General features: G+C 71.4%; 23 protein-coding genes. 6 read left to right on the top strand and 17 right to left on the bottom strand.

Annotated elements, in window-relative coordinates:
* Nucleotides 1-30 precede the first annotated feature (30 nt).
* From ACZZ98_RS09325 to ACZZ98_RS09305, 5 genes are all read left to right on the top strand, one after another.
* Nucleotides 31-420 (top strand): ArsR/SmtB family transcription factor, encoded by a 390-nt coding sequence (locus tag ACZZ98_RS09325; RefSeq protein ID WP_463515971.1) that lies wholly within the window; start codon nt 31-33, stop codon nt 418-420.
* Nucleotides 417-950, top strand: coding sequence for an SRPBCC domain-containing protein (locus tag ACZZ98_RS09320; protein WP_463515970.1), 534 nt, complete (start codon nt 417-419; stop codon nt 948-950). The genes ACZZ98_RS09325 and ACZZ98_RS09320 overlap by 4 nt, the downstream gene beginning before the upstream one ends.
* A 59-nt stretch (nt 951-1,009) precedes the next feature.
* Nucleotides 1,010-1,972 (top strand): SDR family NAD(P)-dependent oxidoreductase, encoded by a 963-nt coding sequence (locus ACZZ98_RS09315; protein ID WP_463515969.1) that lies wholly within the window; start codon nt 1,010-1,012, stop codon nt 1,970-1,972.
* 2 nt (nt 1,973-1,974) lie between these two features.
* Nucleotides 1,975-2,451, top strand: coding sequence for an SRPBCC family protein (locus ACZZ98_RS09310; RefSeq protein ID WP_463515968.1), 477 nt, complete (start codon nt 1,975-1,977; stop codon nt 2,449-2,451).
* A gap of 281 nt (nt 2,452-2,732) precedes the next feature.
* Nucleotides 2,733-3,353 (top strand): ANTAR domain-containing protein, encoded by a 621-nt coding sequence (locus tag ACZZ98_RS09305; RefSeq protein WP_463515967.1) that lies wholly within the window; start codon nt 2,733-2,735, stop codon nt 3,351-3,353.
* 31 nt (nt 3,354-3,384) lie between these two features.
* Here ACZZ98_RS09305 and ACZZ98_RS09300 read toward each other — a convergent pair whose 3' ends face one another.
* The 3 genes from ACZZ98_RS09300 to ACZZ98_RS09290 are packed head-to-tail and all read right to left on the bottom strand — an operon-like array spanning nt 3,385 to nt 5,963.
* Nucleotides 3,385-4,989, bottom strand: a complete 1,605-nt coding sequence (locus tag ACZZ98_RS09300; RefSeq protein ID WP_463515966.1) for a phytoene desaturase family protein — start codon at nt 4,987-4,989, stop codon at nt 3,385-3,387.
* Between the two features lie 37 nt (nt 4,990-5,026).
* A complete protein-coding gene (locus ACZZ98_RS09295; RefSeq protein ID WP_463515965.1) occupies nt 5,027-5,515 on the bottom strand; it encodes a pyridoxamine 5'-phosphate oxidase family protein in 489 nt (162 codons plus the stop codon).
* Nucleotides 5,508-5,963 (bottom strand): SRPBCC family protein, encoded by a 456-nt coding sequence (locus ACZZ98_RS09290; protein ID WP_463515964.1) that lies wholly within the window; start codon nt 5,961-5,963, stop codon nt 5,508-5,510. Before ACZZ98_RS09290 ends, ACZZ98_RS09295 begins: the two co-directional genes overlap by 8 nt.
* A 205-nt stretch (nt 5,964-6,168) precedes the next feature.
* Here ACZZ98_RS09290 and ACZZ98_RS09285 point away from each other — a divergent pair, with 205 nt between their 5' ends.
* On the top strand, nt 6,169-8,343 hold the full coding sequence (locus ACZZ98_RS09285) for a catalase (protein WP_463515963.1): 2,175 nt from the start codon (nt 6,169-6,171) through the stop codon (nt 8,341-8,343).
* 22 nt (nt 8,344-8,365) lie between these two features.
* Here ACZZ98_RS09285 and ACZZ98_RS09280 read toward each other — a convergent pair whose 3' ends face one another.
* From ACZZ98_RS09280 to ACZZ98_RS09215, 14 genes are all read right to left on the bottom strand, one after another.
* On the bottom strand, nt 8,366-9,895 hold the full coding sequence (locus ACZZ98_RS09280; protein ID WP_463517754.1) for a fused MFS/spermidine synthase: 1,530 nt from the start codon (nt 9,893-9,895) through the stop codon (nt 8,366-8,368).
* Nucleotides 9,896-9,941: 46 nt separating this feature from the next.
* Nucleotides 9,942-10,448 carry a 2'-5' RNA ligase family protein gene (locus tag ACZZ98_RS09275; RefSeq protein ID WP_463515962.1) on the bottom strand — a complete coding sequence of 169 codons (507 nt, stop codon included), beginning with the start codon at nt 10,446-10,448 and terminating at the stop codon, nt 9,942-9,944.
* A complete protein-coding gene (locus ACZZ98_RS09270) occupies nt 10,448-11,287 on the bottom strand; it encodes an Fpg/Nei family DNA glycosylase (protein WP_463515961.1) in 840 nt (279 codons plus the stop codon). Before ACZZ98_RS09270 ends, ACZZ98_RS09275 begins: the two co-directional genes overlap by 1 nt.
* A 1-nt stretch (nt 11,288) precedes the next feature.
* Complete coding sequence (locus ACZZ98_RS09265) at nt 11,289-11,510, bottom strand: hypervirulence associated TUDOR domain-containing protein (protein ID WP_463515960.1); 222 nt, start codon at nt 11,508-11,510, stop codon at nt 11,289-11,291.
* Between the two features lie 42 nt (nt 11,511-11,552).
* Entirely contained in the window at nt 11,553-12,281 is a 729-nt protein-coding gene (locus ACZZ98_RS09260; RefSeq protein WP_463515959.1) for a response regulator transcription factor, read from the bottom strand.
* Nucleotides 12,282-12,310: 29 nt separating this feature from the next.
* Nucleotides 12,311-13,153 (bottom strand): glycosyltransferase family 2 protein, encoded by an 843-nt coding sequence (locus ACZZ98_RS09255; RefSeq protein ID WP_463515958.1) that lies wholly within the window; start codon nt 13,151-13,153, stop codon nt 12,311-12,313.
* Nucleotides 13,146-14,210, bottom strand: a complete 1,065-nt coding sequence (locus tag ACZZ98_RS09250) for a glycosyltransferase (RefSeq protein ID WP_463515957.1) — start codon at nt 14,208-14,210, stop codon at nt 13,146-13,148. Before ACZZ98_RS09250 ends, ACZZ98_RS09255 begins: the two co-directional genes overlap by 8 nt.
* A complete protein-coding gene (locus tag ACZZ98_RS09245) occupies nt 14,207-15,292 on the bottom strand; it encodes a glycosyltransferase (RefSeq protein ID WP_463515956.1) in 1,086 nt (361 codons plus the stop codon). The genes ACZZ98_RS09250 and ACZZ98_RS09245 overlap by 4 nt, the downstream gene beginning before the upstream one ends.
* Nucleotides 15,293-15,991: a glycosyltransferase family 2 protein gene (locus tag ACZZ98_RS09240; protein ID WP_463515955.1), complete on the bottom strand. Its 699-nt coding sequence runs from the start codon at nt 15,989-15,991 to the stop codon at nt 15,293-15,295.
* Nucleotides 15,988-17,361, bottom strand: coding sequence for a PIG-L family deacetylase (locus ACZZ98_RS09235; protein ID WP_463515954.1), 1,374 nt, complete (start codon nt 17,359-17,361; stop codon nt 15,988-15,990). The genes ACZZ98_RS09240 and ACZZ98_RS09235 overlap by 4 nt, the downstream gene beginning before the upstream one ends.
* On the bottom strand, nt 17,358-18,446 hold the full coding sequence (locus ACZZ98_RS09230; protein WP_463515953.1) for an acyl-CoA dehydrogenase family protein: 1,089 nt from the start codon (nt 18,444-18,446) through the stop codon (nt 17,358-17,360). The genes ACZZ98_RS09235 and ACZZ98_RS09230 overlap by 4 nt, the downstream gene beginning before the upstream one ends.
* A gap of 73 nt (nt 18,447-18,519) precedes the next feature.
* Entirely contained in the window at nt 18,520-18,900 is a 381-nt protein-coding gene (locus ACZZ98_RS09225) for a hypothetical protein (protein ID WP_463515952.1), read from the bottom strand.
* Entirely contained in the window at nt 18,897-19,439 is a 543-nt protein-coding gene (locus ACZZ98_RS09220) for a hypothetical protein (RefSeq protein ID WP_463515951.1), read from the bottom strand. Before ACZZ98_RS09220 ends, ACZZ98_RS09225 begins: the two co-directional genes overlap by 4 nt.
* Before the next feature lie 41 nt (nt 19,440-19,480).
* Complete coding sequence (locus ACZZ98_RS09215) at nt 19,481-20,371, bottom strand: 5-oxoprolinase subunit C family protein (protein ID WP_463517753.1); 891 nt, start codon at nt 20,369-20,371, stop codon at nt 19,481-19,483.
* Nucleotides 20,372-20,374 lie beyond the last annotated feature (3 nt).

Raw genomic sequence — 20,374 nt, 5'->3', positions numbered from 1 at the left:
GATTGGTAACTATCGCGTTACCAATAGGTCATGGACGCCTTCGCCGCTCTCGGGGACCCGGTCCGACGCGACCTGGTCACCCGACTGGCGCACGGTCCGGCCCGGGTCATCGACCTGGCCGGCGAGCACCCCATCAGCAGGCCGGCCATCAGCCGACACCTACGCGTCCTCACCGAGGCGGGACTCGTCACCGCGGACGACGTCGGACGCGAACGGCACTACCGGCTCGAGCGCAGTGGACTCGCACCGGTGGCCGACTACCTCTCCGCGCTCGCACCCGCGCCGCGCTTCAGCGACTCGGTGCTCGACGGCCTCGACCTCGAGGTCCGCCGCACTGTCCGCGACCGCGCCACCCCGACCACCGCATCACGTTCCGCATCACCTTCACGGACAACCCCTTCGACAGAGGAGACGGCATGACCAAGTCACACACCGCGAGCGCGACGGGCCGACGCGAGGAACGGCAGGGGACGGCATACCTCGTCTTCGAACGCACCTTTCGCGCACCTATCAGGGATGTCTGGGCAGCGGTGACCGAGTCGGACCGGCTGGTGCGCTGGATCGGGCACTGGAGCGGCGACCCGACGAGCGGCGCGGTCTCGTTCTGGATGACCGCCGAGGCGGAAGATGCTCCCGAGGAGACCATCCACATCGACGAGTGCTCCGCCCCGCAGCGCCTCGTCATGCGGTCGGCCCGGCCCGACGACCACACCCTCGAGTGGCGGTGGCAGCTCGACCTCGACGAGTCCGAGGGCGTGACGACGCTGACGTTCGCGCAGGAGGTCGCCGACAGCACGCTGGCCGAGGGGGTGGGGCCCGGTTGGGACTACTACCTCGACCGGCTCGTGGCGGCGGAGACGGGGGACGACCTCGCCTCGGACCTCGCCGCCATAAACTTCGACGACTACTTCCCGGCGCTGTCCGAGCACTACCGGCGCGAGCTCGCCTGACTCGTGGTGTGGGTGCGCCTCACGACCCCTTTCCGCTGCTCGAGGGGCAGACTGGGGTCATGACCAGCCCCGGCAGGACCGTCCTGATCACCGGCGCCTCCAGCGGGATCGGGCGGGCGACTGCCCTGCAGCTCGCCGACGAGGGTGCCTCGCTCGTCCTCCTCTCCCGCTCGCGCGAGGCACTCGAGACGGTTCGTGACGAATGCCTGGCACGGGGTGGCCAGGCCATCGTCACGGTCGCTGACGTGGGTGACCCGGAAGCCGTGTCGGCCGCGTTCGACGCGGCCCAGGACAGGTTCGGGCGAGTCGACGGGGTGATCCACTCGGCGGCGGCGCTGGCCTACGGGCGCTTCGAGGACGTGCCCGCGGAGGTGTTCGACGCAGCCATCCACACCACCCTCACCGGCACGGCCAACGTCGCGCGGGTGGCGTTGGAGGCCTTCTCCGCGCAGGGCGGAGGAAGTCTGGTGGTGATCGGCTCGTTGCTCGGCAAGATCAGCACCCCGTGGATGAGCTCGTACGTCACGGCGAAGTGGGGGGTCCATGGCCTCGTCCGCACCCTGCAGCTCGAGGCCCGCAGCACTCCGGGCATCGACATCAGCCTGGTCTGGCCGGGTGGGGTCGACACACCCGTCTACCTCCAGGCCGGGACGTATCTCGAACGGCACGGCCGGCCCCCGCCCCCGGTCGACCCTCCCGAGAAGGTCGCCCGAGCAGCGGTGCGGGCGCTCACGCACCCCCGACGGGAGGTCTCGGTCGGCCTGGCAAACCATCTCGTCGTGTCCGGGTTCCGGATGGCACCGGCAGTCTTCGACGCGATCGTCACCCCGCTCATGCGCGTCGGAGGCCTCTCCCAAGGTGAGGTCGAGAACTCTCCCGGCAACGTGCTGTCTCCCCTCCCTGAGGGTGAGGCACTGCACGGCCGTTGGGGTCGACACTGGATGCGCGGTGCCACCCTCGCCGGAGCCGCCCTCGGTGCCGGCGCCACCATCGTCCGCAGCGTGACACCCCGAAGGAGCTGACCATGGACCAGAGCGACGGAGTCATCACCGTCACCCGTGACGTCGACGCACCCGCGCAAGCGGTGTGGGACGTGCTGGCGGACGGGTGGTTCTATGCCACCTGGGTCGTCGGTGCCTCACGCGTGCGTGACGTCGACGACGCCTGGCCCGCCGAGGATGCGCAGATTCACCACTCGTTCGGCATCTGGCCACTGCTCATCAACGACACCACCAGGGTGGAGCGCTCCACCGAGCCCAGTGAGCTGGTCCTCACCGCCCGGGGTTGGCCGGCCGGCGAGGCCCGCGTGGCAATCTCGATCACACCCCGCGACGGCGGCTGCACGGTGAAGATCGAGGAGGACGCCTCCAGCGGACCAGGCACCCTCATCCCCAAGCCGGCGCGTCAGCTCGCGATCGGCCCGCGCAACGTCGAGGCCCTCAAGCGGCTCGCCTTCCTCGTCGAGGGCCGTCACCAGAACGGGCAGCGTCCACCGGCCTAGCTGGACCGACCCCGGGACGGCAACTCCTGTCTCGCTGCGGAGCCAAGACCAGTGCATCCATGGCGGAGGTCGGTTTGCTGGCTCGGATCGCGGGTAAGGCGCGAGTCAGAGTGCATCTCGCCGGCCGATGCCTGGTCGAGCATGTGGGTCGCAGGCGTGGTTCGGCCCATGCGCGCGCAGCACCGATGCCGTGAGAACGCGACAGCGGTTGCAGGGAAAGGGAACCGATGAGTGCGGTTGAGATCTCCGGTGAAGACGGGCCGTTGACCGTGGAGCAGGTCGTGAGCAAGGCGGCGCGCTCCGTGCCACACGCCCTGGCGTCAGGAGTCAGTCTGCTGCGCCCTGGTCAGACACCGGTCACGTTGGCGGCGACAGGAGAGCGGCCCTACAAGGTCGACGCGCTGCAGTACGAGCTCAACGAAGGACCGTGCCTGGACGCGTCAATCGGCCCGCCCGTCATACAGTCCGATGACCTCGGGACGGACGAGCGCTGGCCGGAGTTCGGATCGCGCTGCGCCACAGACATCGGCGTGCGCAGCATGCTGAGCATTCGCCTTCCGATTGGCGGGAAGGAACACGCCGCCATCAACTACTACTCAGCCCACGTCGCCGCGTTCACCGACGCCGACGTCAGCGCGGCCCTGGCGATCAAGCCGTTCGCGGCCCTGGCGTTGGAGGCAGAGTTGCGACAGCTGGATCGCGAGCATCTCACCAAGGCCTTGGAGTCCAGCCGCATCATCTCGGTTGCTGTCGGCATCCTCATGGCCACCAGAGACCTCTCCAGCGAAGAAGCGTTCGAGCTGCTGCGCGAGGTGAGTATGAGTCGCAACGAGAAGCTGTACCTCGTGGCCGAGGAGGTCACCCGCACCCGACGACTCCCACCGGCCAGCGACGGTCACTGACAACCACCTTGAGGCATGGCGGCCGACCGGTTCAGTCGCGAGGCAGCAACCGGCCCCAGGCTGTCCTGGCCAGCGCTCGACGCGCCCCACCGGTGAGACGAGCATTGGCGCCGAGCGCGGCGCGGGCGGCGTTCCATCCGCAGGCGCCGTGGACGCCTCCGCCGGGGTGCGCCGACGCGCTCGCGAGATAGAGCCCGGCCACCGGTGTCTCCGGCCGACCGAGTCCGGGGGTGGGGCGGAAGACGAGCTGCTGGTGCACCCCAGAGGTCCCGGCGTTGATCGCGCCGTCGACGAGGTTGGCGTCCTCGCGCTGGAGGTCCTGGGGTGACTGCACGTGCCGGGCGACCCTGGTCTCGCGGAAGCCCGGAGCCACTCGCTCGACAGCGTCCTCGACGCGCTCGACGTGCTCGGTGAGCCGGTCCCCGGTCCAGTCCAGCCCGTGCGGGACGTGGGTGTAGGCCCAGGCCGACTCCGTGCCCACGGGCGAGCGGCTCGGGTCCGAGGTCGTCATCTGGCCGAAGAGGATGAACGGGCGCTGAGGGGTGCGACCGACGGACAGGTCAGCCGCGAAGTCGACGAACCCGTCCGTGTCGACGCCGAGGTGCACCGTGCCGGCCCCCCGTGCGCCCTCGGCCCGCCACGGCACCGGCTGGTCCAGAGCCCAGTTGACCTTGATCGTCGGGTTGTCCCACTGGAAGCGGTCGAGGTCGCGCAGGAGCCGTGACGGGAGCGACTGCCCGGCGAGGAGGTCTCGGTAGAGCGCGGGGGCCGGCACGTCGGCGAGCACGGCGCGTCGAGCCGCGACCTGCCGTCCATCGGCGAGGCGCACCCCGCTGGCGCGCCCGTGCTCCACGGTGACCGCCGTGACGGCCGACCCTGTGATCACCCGTGCGCCCTTGCTCTCGGCGCGCCGTCGCAGCGACTGCGCCAGCTCACCCGCGCCACCCTCGGGCACCGGGAAGCCGACGTCCTGACCGAGCATGCACAGGAGCCACCCGAACATCCCGCTGCCGGCGGCGTCCGGGGGGACGTCGCTGTGCATCGCGTTGCCGGTGAGGAGCAGTCCGGCACCGGGACCGGTGAACCGCTCCTGCGCCAGTCGCCGCACGGGCGTCACGGCCAGGCGCGCGAAGTCGAGGGTGTCCGCGGCCCCCAGCCGTCGCAGCATCCGGCCGGCGGACACGACGGGCGGGAACGGGGTGAAGAGGGCGTCGAGCAGCGGGTCACGGATGCGGTCCCACCCGTGCACGAGCTCGAGCCAGGCGTCACCGTCACCGGCACCCTCGGCCTCGAGCCCGGCCGCCGTGTCCTCCGCCGAGTCGCGCAGGACCGCGGCGCTGCCGTCGTCGAGGGCGTGGGCGAGGACGTCGGGCGCCTTGCGCCAGACCAGTCCGTGCTGCTCGAGGTGCAGGTCGCGGATGATCGGGCTGGCTGCCGCCAGCGGGTAGAACGCACTGAACAGGTCGCTGAGGTAGCCCGGGGCCGTGACCTCCGCGCTGCGGACGGCCCCACCGACCTCGTCGTTGGTCTCGACGAGCACGACGTCCCACCCGGCGTCGACGAGCGCGTTGACGGCCACGAGGCCGTTGGGTCCCGCCCCGACCACGACGGCGTCCGCCGCGTGCATGGAGGTCATCGCGCTGCCACCTGCCCTCTCTCGCCTGCCTGCCCGGTCAGAGCTGGACGACCCCGCTGCTGTCGTCGTCCTCGTCCTGCGCCTTGTCGTTCGTGACCAGACCCTTGACGAGGTGGACGATCATCGCGGCCCTGCCCGGCGAGTCCCAGTACTCCGCCGTGTCGGCCGTGACCTTGATGAGCCCATTGTTGGGAGTCTGGGCGTCGCCTTTCATGAAGGCCGACACGGACGGGTCCCACAGCTCCTCGAGCTTGGCCCGGTCCTCACTGATGACCGCGGTGCCCGCGAGCGAGACCCACCCCTCGTCGCTGGCATAGGCGACGTTGACGGCGGGTCGCTGCCGGATCGCGGCGACCTTGTCGGTGTCGAGCTCGGTGATGAACCACACGGTGCCCGGGTCGTCGAAGTCCTGTGTCCCCATGGGCGTCGAGACGAGCCGTCCCGCGTCGTCGACGTAGGTCAGGCTGGCGATCCGCGTCGCCTTCATGATCTGCGCGGTCAGCTCCTTGGGGTCCCGGTCAGCCATGCTGCACCCCCACGCGGGTCAGGGCGGCGGTCATGTCGCGCACCGTCTCGTCGGCGATCCTGCGGAAGACCAGGCTCATGAGTGGGTCGGTCAGCCTGGCCAACCCCTTGAACGTGATGGTGGCCTCGTAGCGGATGCGGCTCTGCCGGTCGCCGATGGCAGTCACGCCGATGTCGTCTCGCGAGGAGGCAGTCTTGTTGTGGCCGTCGAGGACCACTCCGTCCGGCGCCAGACTCGTCAGCTCGTACTCCAGCGACGTCTCGCGACCGAGCACCTTGCTGACGTTGGCCCACTTCGTGCCGGGCACCACTGGCGCGCCCGGATCGCCGATGCGCTCGCACGACACCGTCCCCGGGTCCCATTCCACGGCGTTGGCGAAGTCGGCCAGATAGGCGACGGCGGCGTCCTGCGGACAGGGCACCTCGAACTCTCGGACGATGTGGACCACGTGGTCCTCCTCCAGTCGGGGCTCTCACACTAGGTCACCCGGACAGTCCGGATGAACTGCAGCCATGCCCTTTTCGAGAGCATGGCTGGCACTACACCCGAAGGGGGGTGCCGGGTGTCGGGGCGGCGCTCTAGCGTCGTCAGCGCGAGCGCACGGCCACGAGGCGATGCCTCGGGGAACAGAACTGCGAGAGGGACACACCAGCATGGCGACGAAGAAGGACTCCGCTTCCCGACCCAAGGCGGCCCAGGCAGCCAAGGCCGCCAAGCCAGCCAAGCCAGCCAAGCCAGCCAAGGCATCGCAGGCCACCCGGGCCGCCGAGCCGGCCGACGAGATCGGCAACGGTGGCGAGCTCCACCAGCGGGCCGGAGGCGACAGCCCGGTCATGACGACCGCGCACGGCGCGCCGGTCCAGGACGACAACAACTCGCTGCGCGCGGGCGACCGCGGGCCGACGCTCATCTCCGACCACCACTTCCGCGAGAAGATCTTCCACTTCGACCACGAGCGGATCCCGGAGCGGGTGGTGCACGCTCGTGGCTACGGCGCCCACGGTGTCTTCGAGGCCTACGAGTCGCTGGCCGACATCACTCGCGCGAGCATCTTCGCCGAGGCCGGCAAGCAGACCGAGACCTTCGTGCGCTTCTCGACCGTCGCCGGCAACCTCGGGTCCTTCGACTTGGCCCGAGACGTGCGCGGCTTCGCGACGAAGTTCTACACGGACGAGGGCAACTGGGACCTCGTCGGCAACAACATCCCCGTCTTCTTCATCCAGGACGCGGTGAAGTTCCCCGACCTGGTGCACTCCGTCAAGGAGGAGCCCGACCGCGGCTTCCCACAGGCACAGTCGGCCCACGACACCTTCTGGGACTTCGTCTCGCTCATGCCCGAGGCGACGCACATGACGCTGTGGCAGATGTCGGACCGGGCGATCCCCCGTTCGTTCCGGATGATGCAGGGCTTCGGCGTCCACACCTTCCGCTTCCTCAACGCCGCCGGCGAGTCCACCTTCGTGAAGTTCCACTGGACGCCGGTGCTCGGGATGCAGTCCGTCGTCTGGAACGAGGCGGTCAAGATCAACGGCGCCGACCCCGACTTCCACCGCCGCGACCTCTTCGACGCCATCGAGAGCGGCGCGTTCCCCGAGTACGAGCTCGGCATCCAGGTCTTCGACGACGCCTTCGCGGACTCCTTCGACTTCGACGTCCTCGACGCGACCAAGATCATCCCCGAGGAGCTCGTCCCCGTCCGTCCGGTCGGCAAGATGACGCTCAACCGGGTCGTGGACAACGTCTTCGCCGAGATCGAGCAGGTCGCGTTCATGACCCAGAACGTCCCGCCGGGCATCGACTTCAGCAACGACCCGCTGCTCCAGGGCCGCAACTTCTCCTACCTCGACACCCAGCTCAAGCGGCTCGGCAGCACGAACTTCTCCCAGTTGCCGGTCAACGCGCCGCGGTGCCCGGTCGCGCACTTCCAGCGCGACGGCCACATGCAGACGTCGACCCAGCCCGGCCGCGCGACCTACGAGCCGAACTCCTTCACCGGGGCCGACCGCGGTCCGCGCGAGGCCGGGCCCGACGGGCACGTGCCCTTCCCGGGCGAGGTGGCCGGCCAGACCCGGCGCATCCGCTCGGCGTCCTTCGCCGACCACTACAGCCAGGCGCGCCAGTTCTGGCTGAGCCAGACCCCGGTCGAGCAGGACCACATCATCGCCGCCTACGCCTTCGAGCTGGGCAAGTGCGAGATCCCTGCGATCCGCGAGCGGATGCTCGCCAACCTGCGCAACGTCCACGACGTCCTCGCCTCGGGTGTGGCCGACAAGCTGGGTATGCCGCTTCCGCCGGCTTCCGAGCCGGCCGCTCCCGTCCTCGAGACGGAGCCCTCACCGGCGCTGAGCATCCTCGCCAACGCCAAGGAGACCTTCGAGGGGCGCAAGCTCGGGCTCCTCGTCGGGGACGGGGCCGACGCGGCCGCGGTCAAGCGGCTCACCAAGGCGGTCGTCAAGGTCGGCGGCACGGTCGAGGTCATCGCCCTCAAGGTCGGCGGGGCCACCCTCTCCGACGGCTCGCTGCTCGAGGCGAAGCAGGCGGTCGCCGGTGCGCCCTCGGTGCTCTACGACACCGTCGCGATCCTCGCCGGCGCGGTCGGCGAGGCGGCCCTGGCCGACGAGCCCACCGCCCGCGACTTCCTCACCGACGCCTTCGCCCACTGCAAGGTCATCGGGCTGGGTGCAGGCACGGAGGCGCTCGTCACGGCCGCCGGCCTCGCCGGCAAGCTGGACGACGCGTGCCTGGCCGTGGACACGGCCAAGGAGGCCACGGCATACGTCGCTCGGATCGCTGGTCCGCGTCAGTGGGAGCGTGACCTGACCGCCTGACGGCACGCGGCCCGGCACCCGGTCAGGGTGCCGCGGCTGCGGGTGGTGAGAGCGTCACGAGCTGGTCGACCGGCGCGTGGTCATCGGTGAGCACCATCGCGTCACCGACCCACGCGTCGAGCTCGGCGCCTCCGATCGCCTCCCACCCCAGGTCGCGCTCGGCCATCGCCTCGGCGAGGGCTGCGGTGTCGACGGGCGAGTCCGAGGCGATCGCGACGAGGTTGCCGCCCGAGCCGGGCTCGCGCGCGAGCGTCTCGGACTCGGCGGCCAGGACGACGTGGTCGAACACCGAGCGCAACGTCGCCAGCTCGGCTCGCACGAAGTCCATCCGGCCGAAGTCGATGAGGTTGGCGGCATACCGTCCCTCGGGGGTGAGGACCCGGCGGACGTCGGCCACGGCCTCCCGCGTCGTGAGGTGCCACGGGATCGTCACCCCGCCGAACGCGTCACCGACCACGAGGTCCTGGCTCGAGGCGGCCATCGCTCTCAGACCCAGCCGCGCGTCCTCGATCCTCACCTCGAGGTCCGGCCCGGTCCGCAGGCCGAGGCGCTCGGTGTCGACCTCGAGGACTCCTCTGTCGATCTCGGAGACGAGGCTCCTCGTCCCGGGTCGCTCGTGCGCGAGGTGGCGCGGCAGGGTGAGCCCGCCGCCGCCGAGGTGATACGCAGTGAGCGGCTTCGCCGGAGGGAACTGCGTCTGCGCGACGGAGGCCAGCGCTGCGACGTACTCGAACTCGAGGTGCGTGGGGTCCGCGAGGTCGACGTAGGAGTGACGGACCCCGTCGAGCACGAGCACCCGCCCGCTGGCGCGGTCCTCGTCGGGCACGACCTGGGCACAGTGGTAGACGGTCTCCGCGTCGCAGCTGCCCGGGCCCCACACCGCTCCGAGAGCGCCGGGGACGAGCAACGCGACGGCCAGCCCAGCCTGGCGCGGGCCGCGACCGAGGAGGCCGACGACGAGTGACGACAGCACGAGCAACACCCCCAGCCCGACGAGGACGACACTGACGGGGAACGCCGTGACGAAGACGAACCCGGTGAGGACCGTCCCCGCGATCGCTCCGAGCGTCCCGGTGCCCGACAGCCCACCGACCACGCTTCCCGTCTCGGACAGGTCGGTGAGGCGCAGCTTGGCGACGATCGGCGAGACGGCGGACAGTAGAGAGCCGGGGACGAAGATCGCGAGGGCTCCGACGAGGAAGACGCCCGGACCCGCGAGCTCACCGGCACCGCGCACGACGAAGGGCATGAGCGACACGACGACACCCGAGACCGCGAGCAGCGGCGCGAGCAGCCGTCGCGGGTCGTCCCCGTCCGCGGCACGGCCACCTCCCCAGGCACCGGCGGCGATCGCGGCGAGAGCGATGCCGATGACCAGCGTGCTCGTCTCGAGGGTCAGCCCGAGATAGGGCGCGAGCAGGCGCAGCGACACGAGCTCGACGACGAGCACCGCACCGCTCGTCCCGAAGACCAGCGCGCCAGCCGTCCTCGCACCCATGCGCTGGGGACCGGGCACGGCTGGGGAGGGCACGGGGCCGCTGTCGTCGTTCATGCTCACCTCGCCATCCTCACCCACGAACCCGGCGTATGCCGTGTGCTCACCCCACGAGGTGGTGCACCTGCCGTGCATCCGAGTCCCACCGCCGCAGGCTCACGGCCGTCCCACTGGTGGTGCCGGGCCCGAGCAGGGACAGCGCGGTGCCCGCGTCCTCCGTGCGCAGCCCTCGCGCCAGCGTCACGTGCGGCACCCATCGCCCCGGCTCGGTGAGGGGCGAGGGCGTCGCCCCACTGGCCGTCACGGCGGCATGGTGCAGCTCGAGCAGGGCGGCGTCGACGATGACGAGCCGGGCGAGGACGAGTCGTCGCCCGGCGAAGGTGACGACGGGTCCCAGCCCGAGGGAGCGGGGCAGGAGCCCGGCCATGGCCGAGCGCAGCTCCTCGTCGGCGGCGGGCAGGAGCTCGGTCGCAAGCAGCGTGATGTGCGGGGCGTTGGTCTCGCCCTGGTGGTTGGCCTGGCTGGGCAGACCGGCTCGCCGCAGGCTCTCCCAGTCGCGACGCACCGCCTCGTCGGTGTCGCGGTCGAGGAGCAGCTCGAGGGCCTGCATCAGGGAGCCTGGCAGCCGGGGCACCAGAAGAGTCGCTGCAGCCCCATCCGCTGCGCCTGCACAGTCGTCCCGCACACGTGGCACGCCTTCCCGGCGCGACCATAGACGGCATACCGCTTGGGCCAGCGCGGCACGCGCTCGTCGCGGACGAGGAGCTCGCGCGCCGCCGCCATCTGGGCCTCGTCGGTGACGATCCATCCAGCACCCAGACCCAGGGTCATGAGGTCGACGGTGTCCCGCCAGAGGGCGTCGAAGGTGTCGTCGTCGATGTCGCGGCCCGGCCTGTGGGGGTCGAGCCGCGCGCGGTGGAGCAGCTCGGCGCGATAGACGTTGCCGATGCCGGCGATGACCTTCTGGTCGACGAGCAGCGCTCCGATGGGCCTGCGCGAGCCCTGGATCCGCCGACGAGCGACGTCAGGGTCGGCGTCCTCACGCAGTGGGTCGGGCCCGAGCCGAGCGCGCAGCGCGATGACACCGTCCCCGTCGAGCAGCTCGCAGACGGCCGGGTCGGTGAGCTCACCGTGGTGCGTCGCGGAGAGCAACCGCCAGGCGACGTTGCCGTGCACCGGCGGCTCCGTGCGCGGGAAGGCGCCCTCGAGGACGCGGTGGTGCCGGCGGACGGCGAAGGCACCGTCCATGGCGAGGTGGAGATGGACGGTGGCCACGACGCCGTGCGCCGTGACCAGCAGGTGCTTGCCCACGGCCTGGGCGTCCGCCAGGACCTGCCCGTCGAAGGCCTGTGCGTCGAACGCGGCGTTGGGGGAGCGCGACCGCACCGGCTGACCGACGAAGGCCCGCAACCGCAAGGCGATCCCGTGGACCGCGTGACCCTCTGCCACGTCAGTCGCCGTCCGCTCGCTCCACCTCGCTGGCCAGCTTGAGGACGATCGTCCCGTCGTCCTGCTTGATGACGTATGCCGGGTTGTCATCGCTTCCGTGCCGCGTGACGCGCTCACCCTTGGTGGTGCGCTCGACGTCGTCGTGGTGCACCTCGTCGACCGTGCCACTGGCCCAGGACGAGCCCCACTTCCACCTGACCGTGCTGCCTTTGCGAATAGCCATGACCTGAGCATGGCGCACAGCACCGTCAGAACGCCTGGAGGACTACGACGTCTCGGCGGTGGAGGCGAACGTGGTCGAGCTGTCGTCCGTGCCGGTGCTCGGCAGGAGCACCCTCATCCTCGTCGGCGCCATCCCGTGGTCGATGCCCCAGAGGACGGCCCGGCTGCGGCTCGTCACACCCATCGTGCGATAGGCCGTGCGGATGTAGGACTTGACCGAGTTGATGCTGAGGTAGGTCCGCTCGGCGATCTCGTTGTTGCTGAGCCCGGCGGTGACCAGGGCGATGATCTCGGACTCACGCGCGGTGAGGCCGAGGTCGCGCCCGGGCCAGGAGTTGCTGGCGAGCGTCGGCTCCTCGGCGAAGGGGATGACCTCGACGGCCTGCTCCTTCACCGTCATCAGGGCGGCGACGAGCTCCTCGGCAGCGAGCGACTTGGGGAGCGCCGCGTGGACTCCCTTGCGCAACGCGGACGCCATGAGCTCCTCGGTGAGCACCCAGGTGTAGAGGACGACCCTCTCGACGAGGGGGTTCTCGCAGAGCTCGTCGAGGTCTGACGCACCCAGGCTGGTGCAGGTGAACGTGTCGTAGAGCGCGATGTCGACAGCGCGGGTGACCGGCACGTCGAGGTCGAGCTCGACCACCTCCATGACGTCCCTGTACGGCTCCAGCATCGCCGCGACGCCGCGGACGATGAGCTCGTGGTCGTTGACGACAGCGACGGTGACCGGGCGGCCGCCGGGTGGGTCGGTGATGCGTCGCACAGCACTCATGGCGCTCAGAGTACGTCGCTCGCGCAGGACTACGGACCCGGTCGAGTGGCTGCGGGGTCCACGAGACGCAGCGAGTCGGCCTCGAGGACCACGAGTCCCCGCTGCGAGAACTCGTCCAGCCACCCCCGCATCGGCCATCGGCCCCAGCGCCGGTGGAAGGTCGTCGCGTTGCGGACGATGTCGGCCACGTGCTCGACCGGCGGGTGGGAGACCGGGTGGAACTGGTGGAAGGCGTCGGCGCCGCCCACCCACACGAGGTCGACACCCCGCGAGCGCGCGGTCCACCCGAAGTCGGTGTCCTCGGCGCCATAGCCGACGTAGTCCTCGTGGAAGCCCCCGACGGCGCGCCAGGTCGCTGACGTCATCGCGCAGCTGAGCGACCAGAAGAGGTCGTGGTCGCCGCCGCGGACGATCTCACCGGCGGGTGGGTCGGGTCGGACGGCGTGGGGAGCCCTCAGGCCGTCGAGGAGCCACGGGTCGGACGGGATGCCGGTGCCCTCCTCGAGATAGGTGACCGGTCCCGCGAGCAGGGCTCCCGGGGCCGACGACGCCGCTCGTTCGTAGGCCGGGACGAGCTCGGGTCCCGGCGCACAGTCGACGTCGAGCAGGACGACCAGTCCGGCGCCGCCGGCGAGAGCCGCCTCGACGCCGACGTTGCGGGCCCGTGCCAGGGGCAGGCCGCGGGCATCGCCGTCGACGTGGACGACGGTCGTGCCGGGCGCGTGGCCCGCGACCTCCTCGATCTCGGCGTCGTCCATCGCCACGATGACGTGGGCAGTGCCCGGAGAGAACGAGTGGAGGGCGCGGCGCTGCTCGCGCAGGTGATGGTGCCGACCATGGGCGATCGTCACCACGGTGGTGTGCTCAGGCACCGGCCACCACCTCGACCAGGGACGCAGCTCGCTCCGCCGCGCCCTGGCATCCCCACCTGTCCCAGCTCTCCCCACCGTCGGCCCGGGCACGTCGCACGAGCTCTGCCCAGTTCGCACTCTCGACGTCGTCGTGCTGCACGACATGGGCGATCCCGGACCTGCCCAGCACCTGACCCATGTGTGCCTGCTCGGCGAAGGGGCGGCTCTGCGGCACCACCACCGCAGGGACGCGTGAGCCCGCGACGTCGGCGATCGCGTTCTGTCCCGCATGCGTCACGACGATGTCGGAGGCGGCCAGGTGCTGCTGGACGTCCGGGAGCCAGGTGCCTCCCCCGGCCACCGTCCACTCGATGTCCGGCACGGCCCTGGCGATGGCATCGGGCAGAGCCGGGTCGTCGAAGCCCTCGGACCCGGTGAGCATGAGACCGCGCGGGCGCGGTCGGGAGGTGGGCTCGAGCAGGGCCAGCGAGCGGACCGGGCGGGCGACAGCGGCACGACCGGTGATCCCGCCGACAGCCACCACGGGAGGGAGGTCCGCCGACGTCGCAGTGCCTGCGCCCTCGGGTTTCTGCCAGATCTGCGGGGTGGCCCACGAGGGCCAGGGCGCGAGGACCGCGGACGCCGCATCCAGGGCGGCCGAGTGCGCCGGGTCCCGACGGTCTCCGGGCTGGGCCACGATCACGACGGGGACGCCGAGGAGGCGCACCATGACGGCGACCTCGCAGGACACGTCGACGACGAAGACGTCGGGCTCCTCCACCTGAACCCATCGGGCGATCGTCGTCATCCGCTCGCGGAAACCGCTGTGCCACAGCGGCGCCCAGTGCATCATGCCGTGCACCGTGACGTCGGAGCCGGACTCGCTTCCCTCGGGGACCAAGGGGGCGTCCATGGCCAGGAGGACGGTGCGCAGCGAGGCTGCCCGGGCCGCGTCCCGGTCGAGGGCGGAGCCGAGCAGCGTGACGTCGGCGCCACGAGCGACCAGCTCGGCTCCCACGACCGTTGCCCGGGTGCGGTGCCCGGCACCGTGGTGGTGCACGTACCAACCCACCTTCATGTCCGCTCCTCCCGAGCGATGACGAGCTCGCGATAGAGCGCGACGTAGTCCGCCACCATGCGTTCGGCGCCGAGCTCCCGGCGCGCGACTCGCTGCACGTCCACCCGTCGCAGGTCCGACACGGAGTGCAGCCCGTCCGAGAGGGCGGCGACCAGCTGGTCCTCGTCACCGCGACAGCTCACGAGCGCACCGATCCCGGGCGTCACGACCTCACCCAGCCCTCCGCGTGCGAGCGCGACGACCGGCGTCCCCCACATGGCGGCCTCGGCAGCGACCAGGCCGAACGGCTCCTCCCAGCGTGGCGTGACCAGGGCGGCTGCACTGGTGCGCACCAGCGCGGCGAGCTGCACGTGGGACAGGTGCCCGACATAGTCGATGTCGCCACCTAGCTCGGGAACGATGACGTCCTCGAACCAGACCGGGTCGCTCACCGGGCCGGCCAGTCGCAGCGGTCGGCCGGCTCGTCGAGCGGCCCGGATGGCGAGGTCGGCCCCCTTGTCGGCCGTGAGCCGACCCATCCATACGAGGTCGTCGCCCCCGACTCCCGGTCCCACACCGTCGTCCTCGACCCCGTTGAGGATGATCCTCGGTGCTGTGGGGAGGCTGGTCCAATCGCGTGCGTTCGCTCGGGACACGCAGGCGTATGCCGCGTCCGGACCCGCGAGGGCGACCCCCAGCTCCATCCAGGGGAAGGGCGGGGTGTGCAGGGTCGTGACCAGGGGGGCGGGCAGGACCTTGCTGAAGGCCAGGGGCAGGAAGTGCAGGCTCTGGTTGTGCACGACGTCGACGTCGGGCCGGGCCAGGAGGTCGACGACGGCGCTCGTGAAGGCAGCGTGGTCATGGAGGAAGTCGGGCTCGGGGAGCTGGTGGTCGAGCTGCGCGACGGCGCTGAGCGGTGGGAGCAGCGGGTAGGGCACGATCTCGTCCGCCAGCGACTCGTCGGTCCCGGCGCAGGCATGGAGCCTGACGTGGTGACCCAGACGCCGCAGACCACGCGCGAGCAGCGCGGTGTGCGCCTCCTGCCCACCGGCATACGGCTCGATGATCGGGTGCCGCGAGGTCGCGAACATGGCGATCCGCACTCAGCCCACCTCCTCTTCCAGCGCGACGATGAAGTCGGCGAAGCCACCACGGGCCCTGCCGATGCGGCGTGCCGACGAGGCCACCCGGACGGCGTCCGTCGCGACCCAGCGGTCGGTGTGTGCGCGGATCCTCCTGACGAGGTCGACGTCCTCGTCGGTGGCCAGGGCCCTGAAGCCACCGACCTCGAGATAGGTGCTCCCGCGCAGTCCGAGGTTGGCTCCGTGGACGTGGGGATGGCCGTCGAAGAGGTGGTGGCGCGCGCGCCACAGGGCCAGCACCTCGGTGTCCGTCAGACCGTAGGGCTCGACCGTGCCGATGACGGCGTCGTGAGCCAGCGACAGGTCGAGCTGACCCGTGAGCCAGTTCTCGGGCACGACCGTGTCAGCGTCGGTGCAGGCGATCCAGAGCTCGTCCGGCCTGATGCCGTTGAGCGTGCCGGATGAGAGGGCCCATCGGACACCGGCGTCACGAGTGGCTCCGACCATCCCGAAGTCGACGGTGTGGCTGTGGACTCGCGCTGCCTCGACGACGACAGCCGACCGGTCCCCGCACCGGTCGAGGACGACGCTGGTGTCGACGAGCAGGTCCGGCCGGGCCACGCGCAGGGCGAGCCGGGCCCGCTCCAGGCTTGCCAGACACCGTGGCAACAGCTGCTCCTCGTCACGTGCCGGAATGACGACGTGCACGGCCCGGATCATCGCGTCACCTCGTAACCCGCGATGAGGACGTCGTCCTGCTGGTGGGTCAGGGTCGCCCAATGCTCAAGGACGGCATGGACCTGCCCGTGAACGGCTGGACCGTCCAGGGGGATGTGCTCGGTCGGGTGCCGCCAGTGCACAAGCACGAGCTCGCCGCCGGGCCGGAGCCGGAGCAGCACGGCAGCGAGGGTGAGCCACAGGTCGAACGGCGTGAGGAAGTAGCCGATCTCCGAGAGGACGACGAGGTCGAAGGTCGCGTCGAGGTCCCCGACCACGCCGGGGGCCTCTCCGTGGTGCCACGAGATGCCGGGCGCCACGCCCAGCCGAGCCACGGCCAGGGCTCGGGCACTGGCATCGACGGCGACGACGCTGTCGGCGCGAGCCGCCAGCTCGGTGGTGAGCGCTCCCGTCGAGCAACCCAGGTCGAGCACCCGCTCGTAGCGTTCGTGGCGCAGCGCTGCAAGGGTGGCGGCGCGTTTGCGGCGCTCGTACCAGCTCTGGCTGGACCAGGGATCGTCGCCGTCGGCGAACATCGCGTCGAAGGTCGGACCCACGGGTTCCGTTCCCGGTCGCAGGTCCGGCGGCGCGCTCGACTCCTGACCAGCCCACACCAACGTGGTGAACCCGCGACGCGCCGGCGCCAGCACCGCGGCGGTGAGCACCGGCTCGTCCCCGGCAGCCGACGACAGGGCGAGGTGCTGGCTGCGGTGCTCTGCGAGCGCCCGCTCCCGCCGGGAGAGGCCGTCGAGCGTGGCGTCGACGACGACGACCTCGGTCCAGGGAAGGCTGTCCGGCTCGCCCCAGTGCCACAGCCAGACGAGGTAGTGGGCGAGGCCGACTCGCACGTCCTGCGCGAGGCCCGTCGACGTCACGACCTCCGCAGCAGCGCGACCAGCGTCGTCATGGTCGGGATGGCCGTCCGAGGTCCACGGCGCGATGACGAGGGTGCCCTCGCGGATGAGGCTGCTGATCGCGGCAGCCGCCTGCGCGTGGTGTGCCGACAGCTGACCGTCCGGCAGTCCACCGTGGACGATGCGCGCGGACGGCGCCAGGGCGATCGCGGCGCGGTCGGCCTCTGCGCTGCGCACCGACGCCATCCGCGTGCGGTCCACCGTGGGTGAGTGGGGGTGCGACCCTTCACCTTCGGTCAGGACGAGGATGGTCACGTCGACCCCGAGGGCAGCGGCATCGGCGATGAACGCCCCTGCGCCCAGGCACTCGTCGTCCGGGTGCGCAGCCACGACGAGCAGGTGGTCGTATGCCGCCAGGACGCCTGCCGTGCTCGCTCGCGTCACTGTCGACCAGCGTTCGTCACGCACCCATCGGGGTTCGCCCTGGGGGTGGTGCAGCGGACCGGGTCCTCTGCTCATGGCGCGCTCCCGACCAGCAGCGACCCGAGGCGGGCCACGTCTCGCTCGCCGTGGTGCTGTCGGACATAGACCGACAGGTCGCCGACCCGACGGGCATGCTCCTCGTCGCTCGTCAGCGGGGCGGGACCCAGTGCGCGGGCCGTCTCGGCGAGGACGAGCTCGGCCGCTCCGGCGACGGTGCTGCGGGTCCGGGCCGCGACGAGCTCGCCCATGGGACCGGTGGCGGCGCCGGAGTCGATGAGGTGGCTCGCCTCGCGCAGGGCGAGCTCGGCTCCGTGGAGCACGAGGTCGAGACGGCCGAGGTGGAGCAGGGCGAGCTGGTCGGGCTCGCGGCGGTGGGCGCCCTCGAGCACCGTCTGGGCGAGGGCACAGGCACCTCCGAACCACACGGCGGCCACGCCCACACCTCCCCACGCGAAACCAGGTCGGTCGAGGTACCACCCGGGCGGGCCCACCGGTGTGGCGGGGACGGCGTCCAGGTCTAGGGCGGTGCTGCGCACTGCCGCCAGGCCACGTGACACCCACGGGTCGTCACTGACCCGGACACCGGGGTGCGCAAGGTCCACGGCGAAGAGCTGCCGGTGCGACTCGTCGACGTGCGCGGTGATGAGCGCGTGGCTGAGCCGGTCCGCGAGCGAGCACCACGGCTTGACCCCGGTGAGCGTCCACCCGGCGCCCGAGGACCGGGCGGTGAGATGGGCACCGGGAGCGTGGGCGGCATACACACCCCAGGTGCTCCCTAGGGGTGCAGTGGCGCCGGGTCGGTCGTCCCTGACGCCAGCGTCGCGACCGTCGACCTGGCTCAGGATCGCGAGGGCGTCGAGGTGTGGCTCGACGACTCGCGCGACAGTGAGGTCTCCGGCGCCGAGCGACCCCAGGGTCTGCAGGTAGGTCCAGGTGGAGTGTCCGAGGCGCTCACAGGTGGGGCCCACGGTCCGAGCGATGGCCAGGGCTGCGGCGAGGTTCGGTCCGGCAGATCGGGCCGCCCTCACGAGGGCGTCGTCCGCCCAGTCGAGGAAGCCTGTTCGCGACGACCAACCCGTCGTCCGGGATGCCGGGGAATCTTGGACAGCGGTTCCTTCCACGACGATCTCCTTGGGGTCAGGGGTCAGGGGGTCAGGTGCCAGACGCCTCCGGAAGGGCTCGAGGCGAACCAGGTCAGAGCAGCGCGCGCTGCAGTGCTTCCGGGTCAGCGACGGTGAGGGTCGCCGCGGGGTGCCGGATGACGCCGGTCGGGTCGATGCCGGGGACGGGCTCCCGGAAGCTTACGCAGAGGGCGCGGTCTCCGTTCGTGGCGAAGGTGATGCCGCGATCGGCCAGTGAGAGGTGAGCCGGGCCCGCGGTCTTGAACCACGCGAAGTCCTCGGTGAGCTCGGTCCCGGCGATGTTGTCGCGGCTCGTGGACAGGCGCCACGGGCCGAACCGCACGCGGAGCTCGTGGTCCGTGACGGTCACGACCGCAGTCCCGGGTCGGACGCCGAAGAGGAGCGCCGGCAGTCGGTAGGACCGGGCGAAGGCGAAGTCGTACCGCTCGTTCACCGGCGCCGCAGCAGGGACGTCGGGCGGTCGAGCAGGCCCGCCACGCCGCGCTGCTGCTCACCGAGGTAGGCGTCGAGCACGAGCAGGCCGCCCGTGGTCACCGGGGTGGCCCACTGCAGCCAGCGCATGCGCTGGTCCAGCTGACGCGCCTGCGTCCGCGCGGACGCATTGGTGTCGGCGTCCTCGCGTGCCTCGCCGAGCCGCGCGCCGTAGACGTAGGCCGCGCCACTGGCCGCGAGCGCGGCGCCGGTGAGCGTGGTCTTGAGCACGACGGCGGCCGTGGTCGGAGGATGGCTGAGGGTGCGCCGGCGGTTGTCGGCGACGATGGCCAGCCCGCTCAACAGGTGCAGGCCGACAGCAGCTCCTTGGACCGGACCCCATCTCGTCCAGCCGGTGTCGGCGATCTGCGAGCGCTCCCTGGCGCTGTCTCCCTCCCGGGCGGCCGGGTTGAGCCCCACGGCCCCCATGAGTGAGCCACCGAACCAGGCGGCGTTGGTCACGAGGTGAACGGCTCGGACAGCCGTGCTGTATGCGGTCATGCCCTGACCGTAGGTTCGGGGCAGGCCCCCTCGCCTCACCCCTAGGGGGGTCTGGGCCGCTCATGTGGCTGGGTTCGGCTCAACCCAGGGCTGGGCGAAGTGCGAAGCGCACCTGCTGGCCGGGGCGCAGCTGGGCGGCGGCCGGGACGTCGTCGGGGTGGACGACGGCGATGACCGGGTAGCCGCCGGTGACGGGATGGTCGGCGAGGAAGATCACCGGGTGCCCGTCGGGTGGCACCTGCACAGCGCCCTCGACCATGCCTTCGGACGGGAGCTTCTCCGGTGTGCAGGCGCTGCAGCTCTGGGCCGTCGAGACGCACGCCGACCCGGTCCGACGAGGGCGTCACCCGGTATGCCGTCCGCCCCAGAGCGCTCAGCGTCTCGGGCGCGAACCAGTCCGCACGCGGGCCCGGCACCACCCTCAGCACCGGCTCGTCGGGCAGGGCGAGCACCGGGACCACGTCGACAGCCGGCACCTCTCCCTCGGGGTGTCCGGTGACGAGCACGTCGCCGTCATGCAGCGGCGCCGGACCGAGGTGCGACAGGAGGTCGGTGGCGCGCGACCCGAGGACGGCCTCGCACTCGATGCCACCGCGCACGGCGAGGTAGGTGCGGACCCCGCGAGACGGCATACCGATCTCGAGCACGTCACCGGCGGCCAGCGCGAGCGGAGCGAACAGGTCGCGCGCTCGACCCCCGACCACGACGTCGCAGGGCGCGCCGGTGATCGCCACGGTGGTGGGGTGCGTGGCCCGCAGGACGAGTCCGCCGAAGGTGACCTCGAGCGCCGCCGCACCTTCGGCGTTGCCGACGAGTCGGTTGGCCAGGCGCAGGCTCGGACGGTCGACCGCCCCCGAACGCCCCACGCCGAGGTGGGCGTGGCCGGGACGTCCCAGGTCCTGGATCGTCGTGAGAGGGCCCGGCCGCACCACCTC

The sequence above is a fragment of the Knoellia sp. AC549 genome (genome assembly GCF_979258975.1).
Note: the sequence above shows the minus strand (reverse complement) of the source record. Positions and strands in the feature narration are given on the sequence as shown.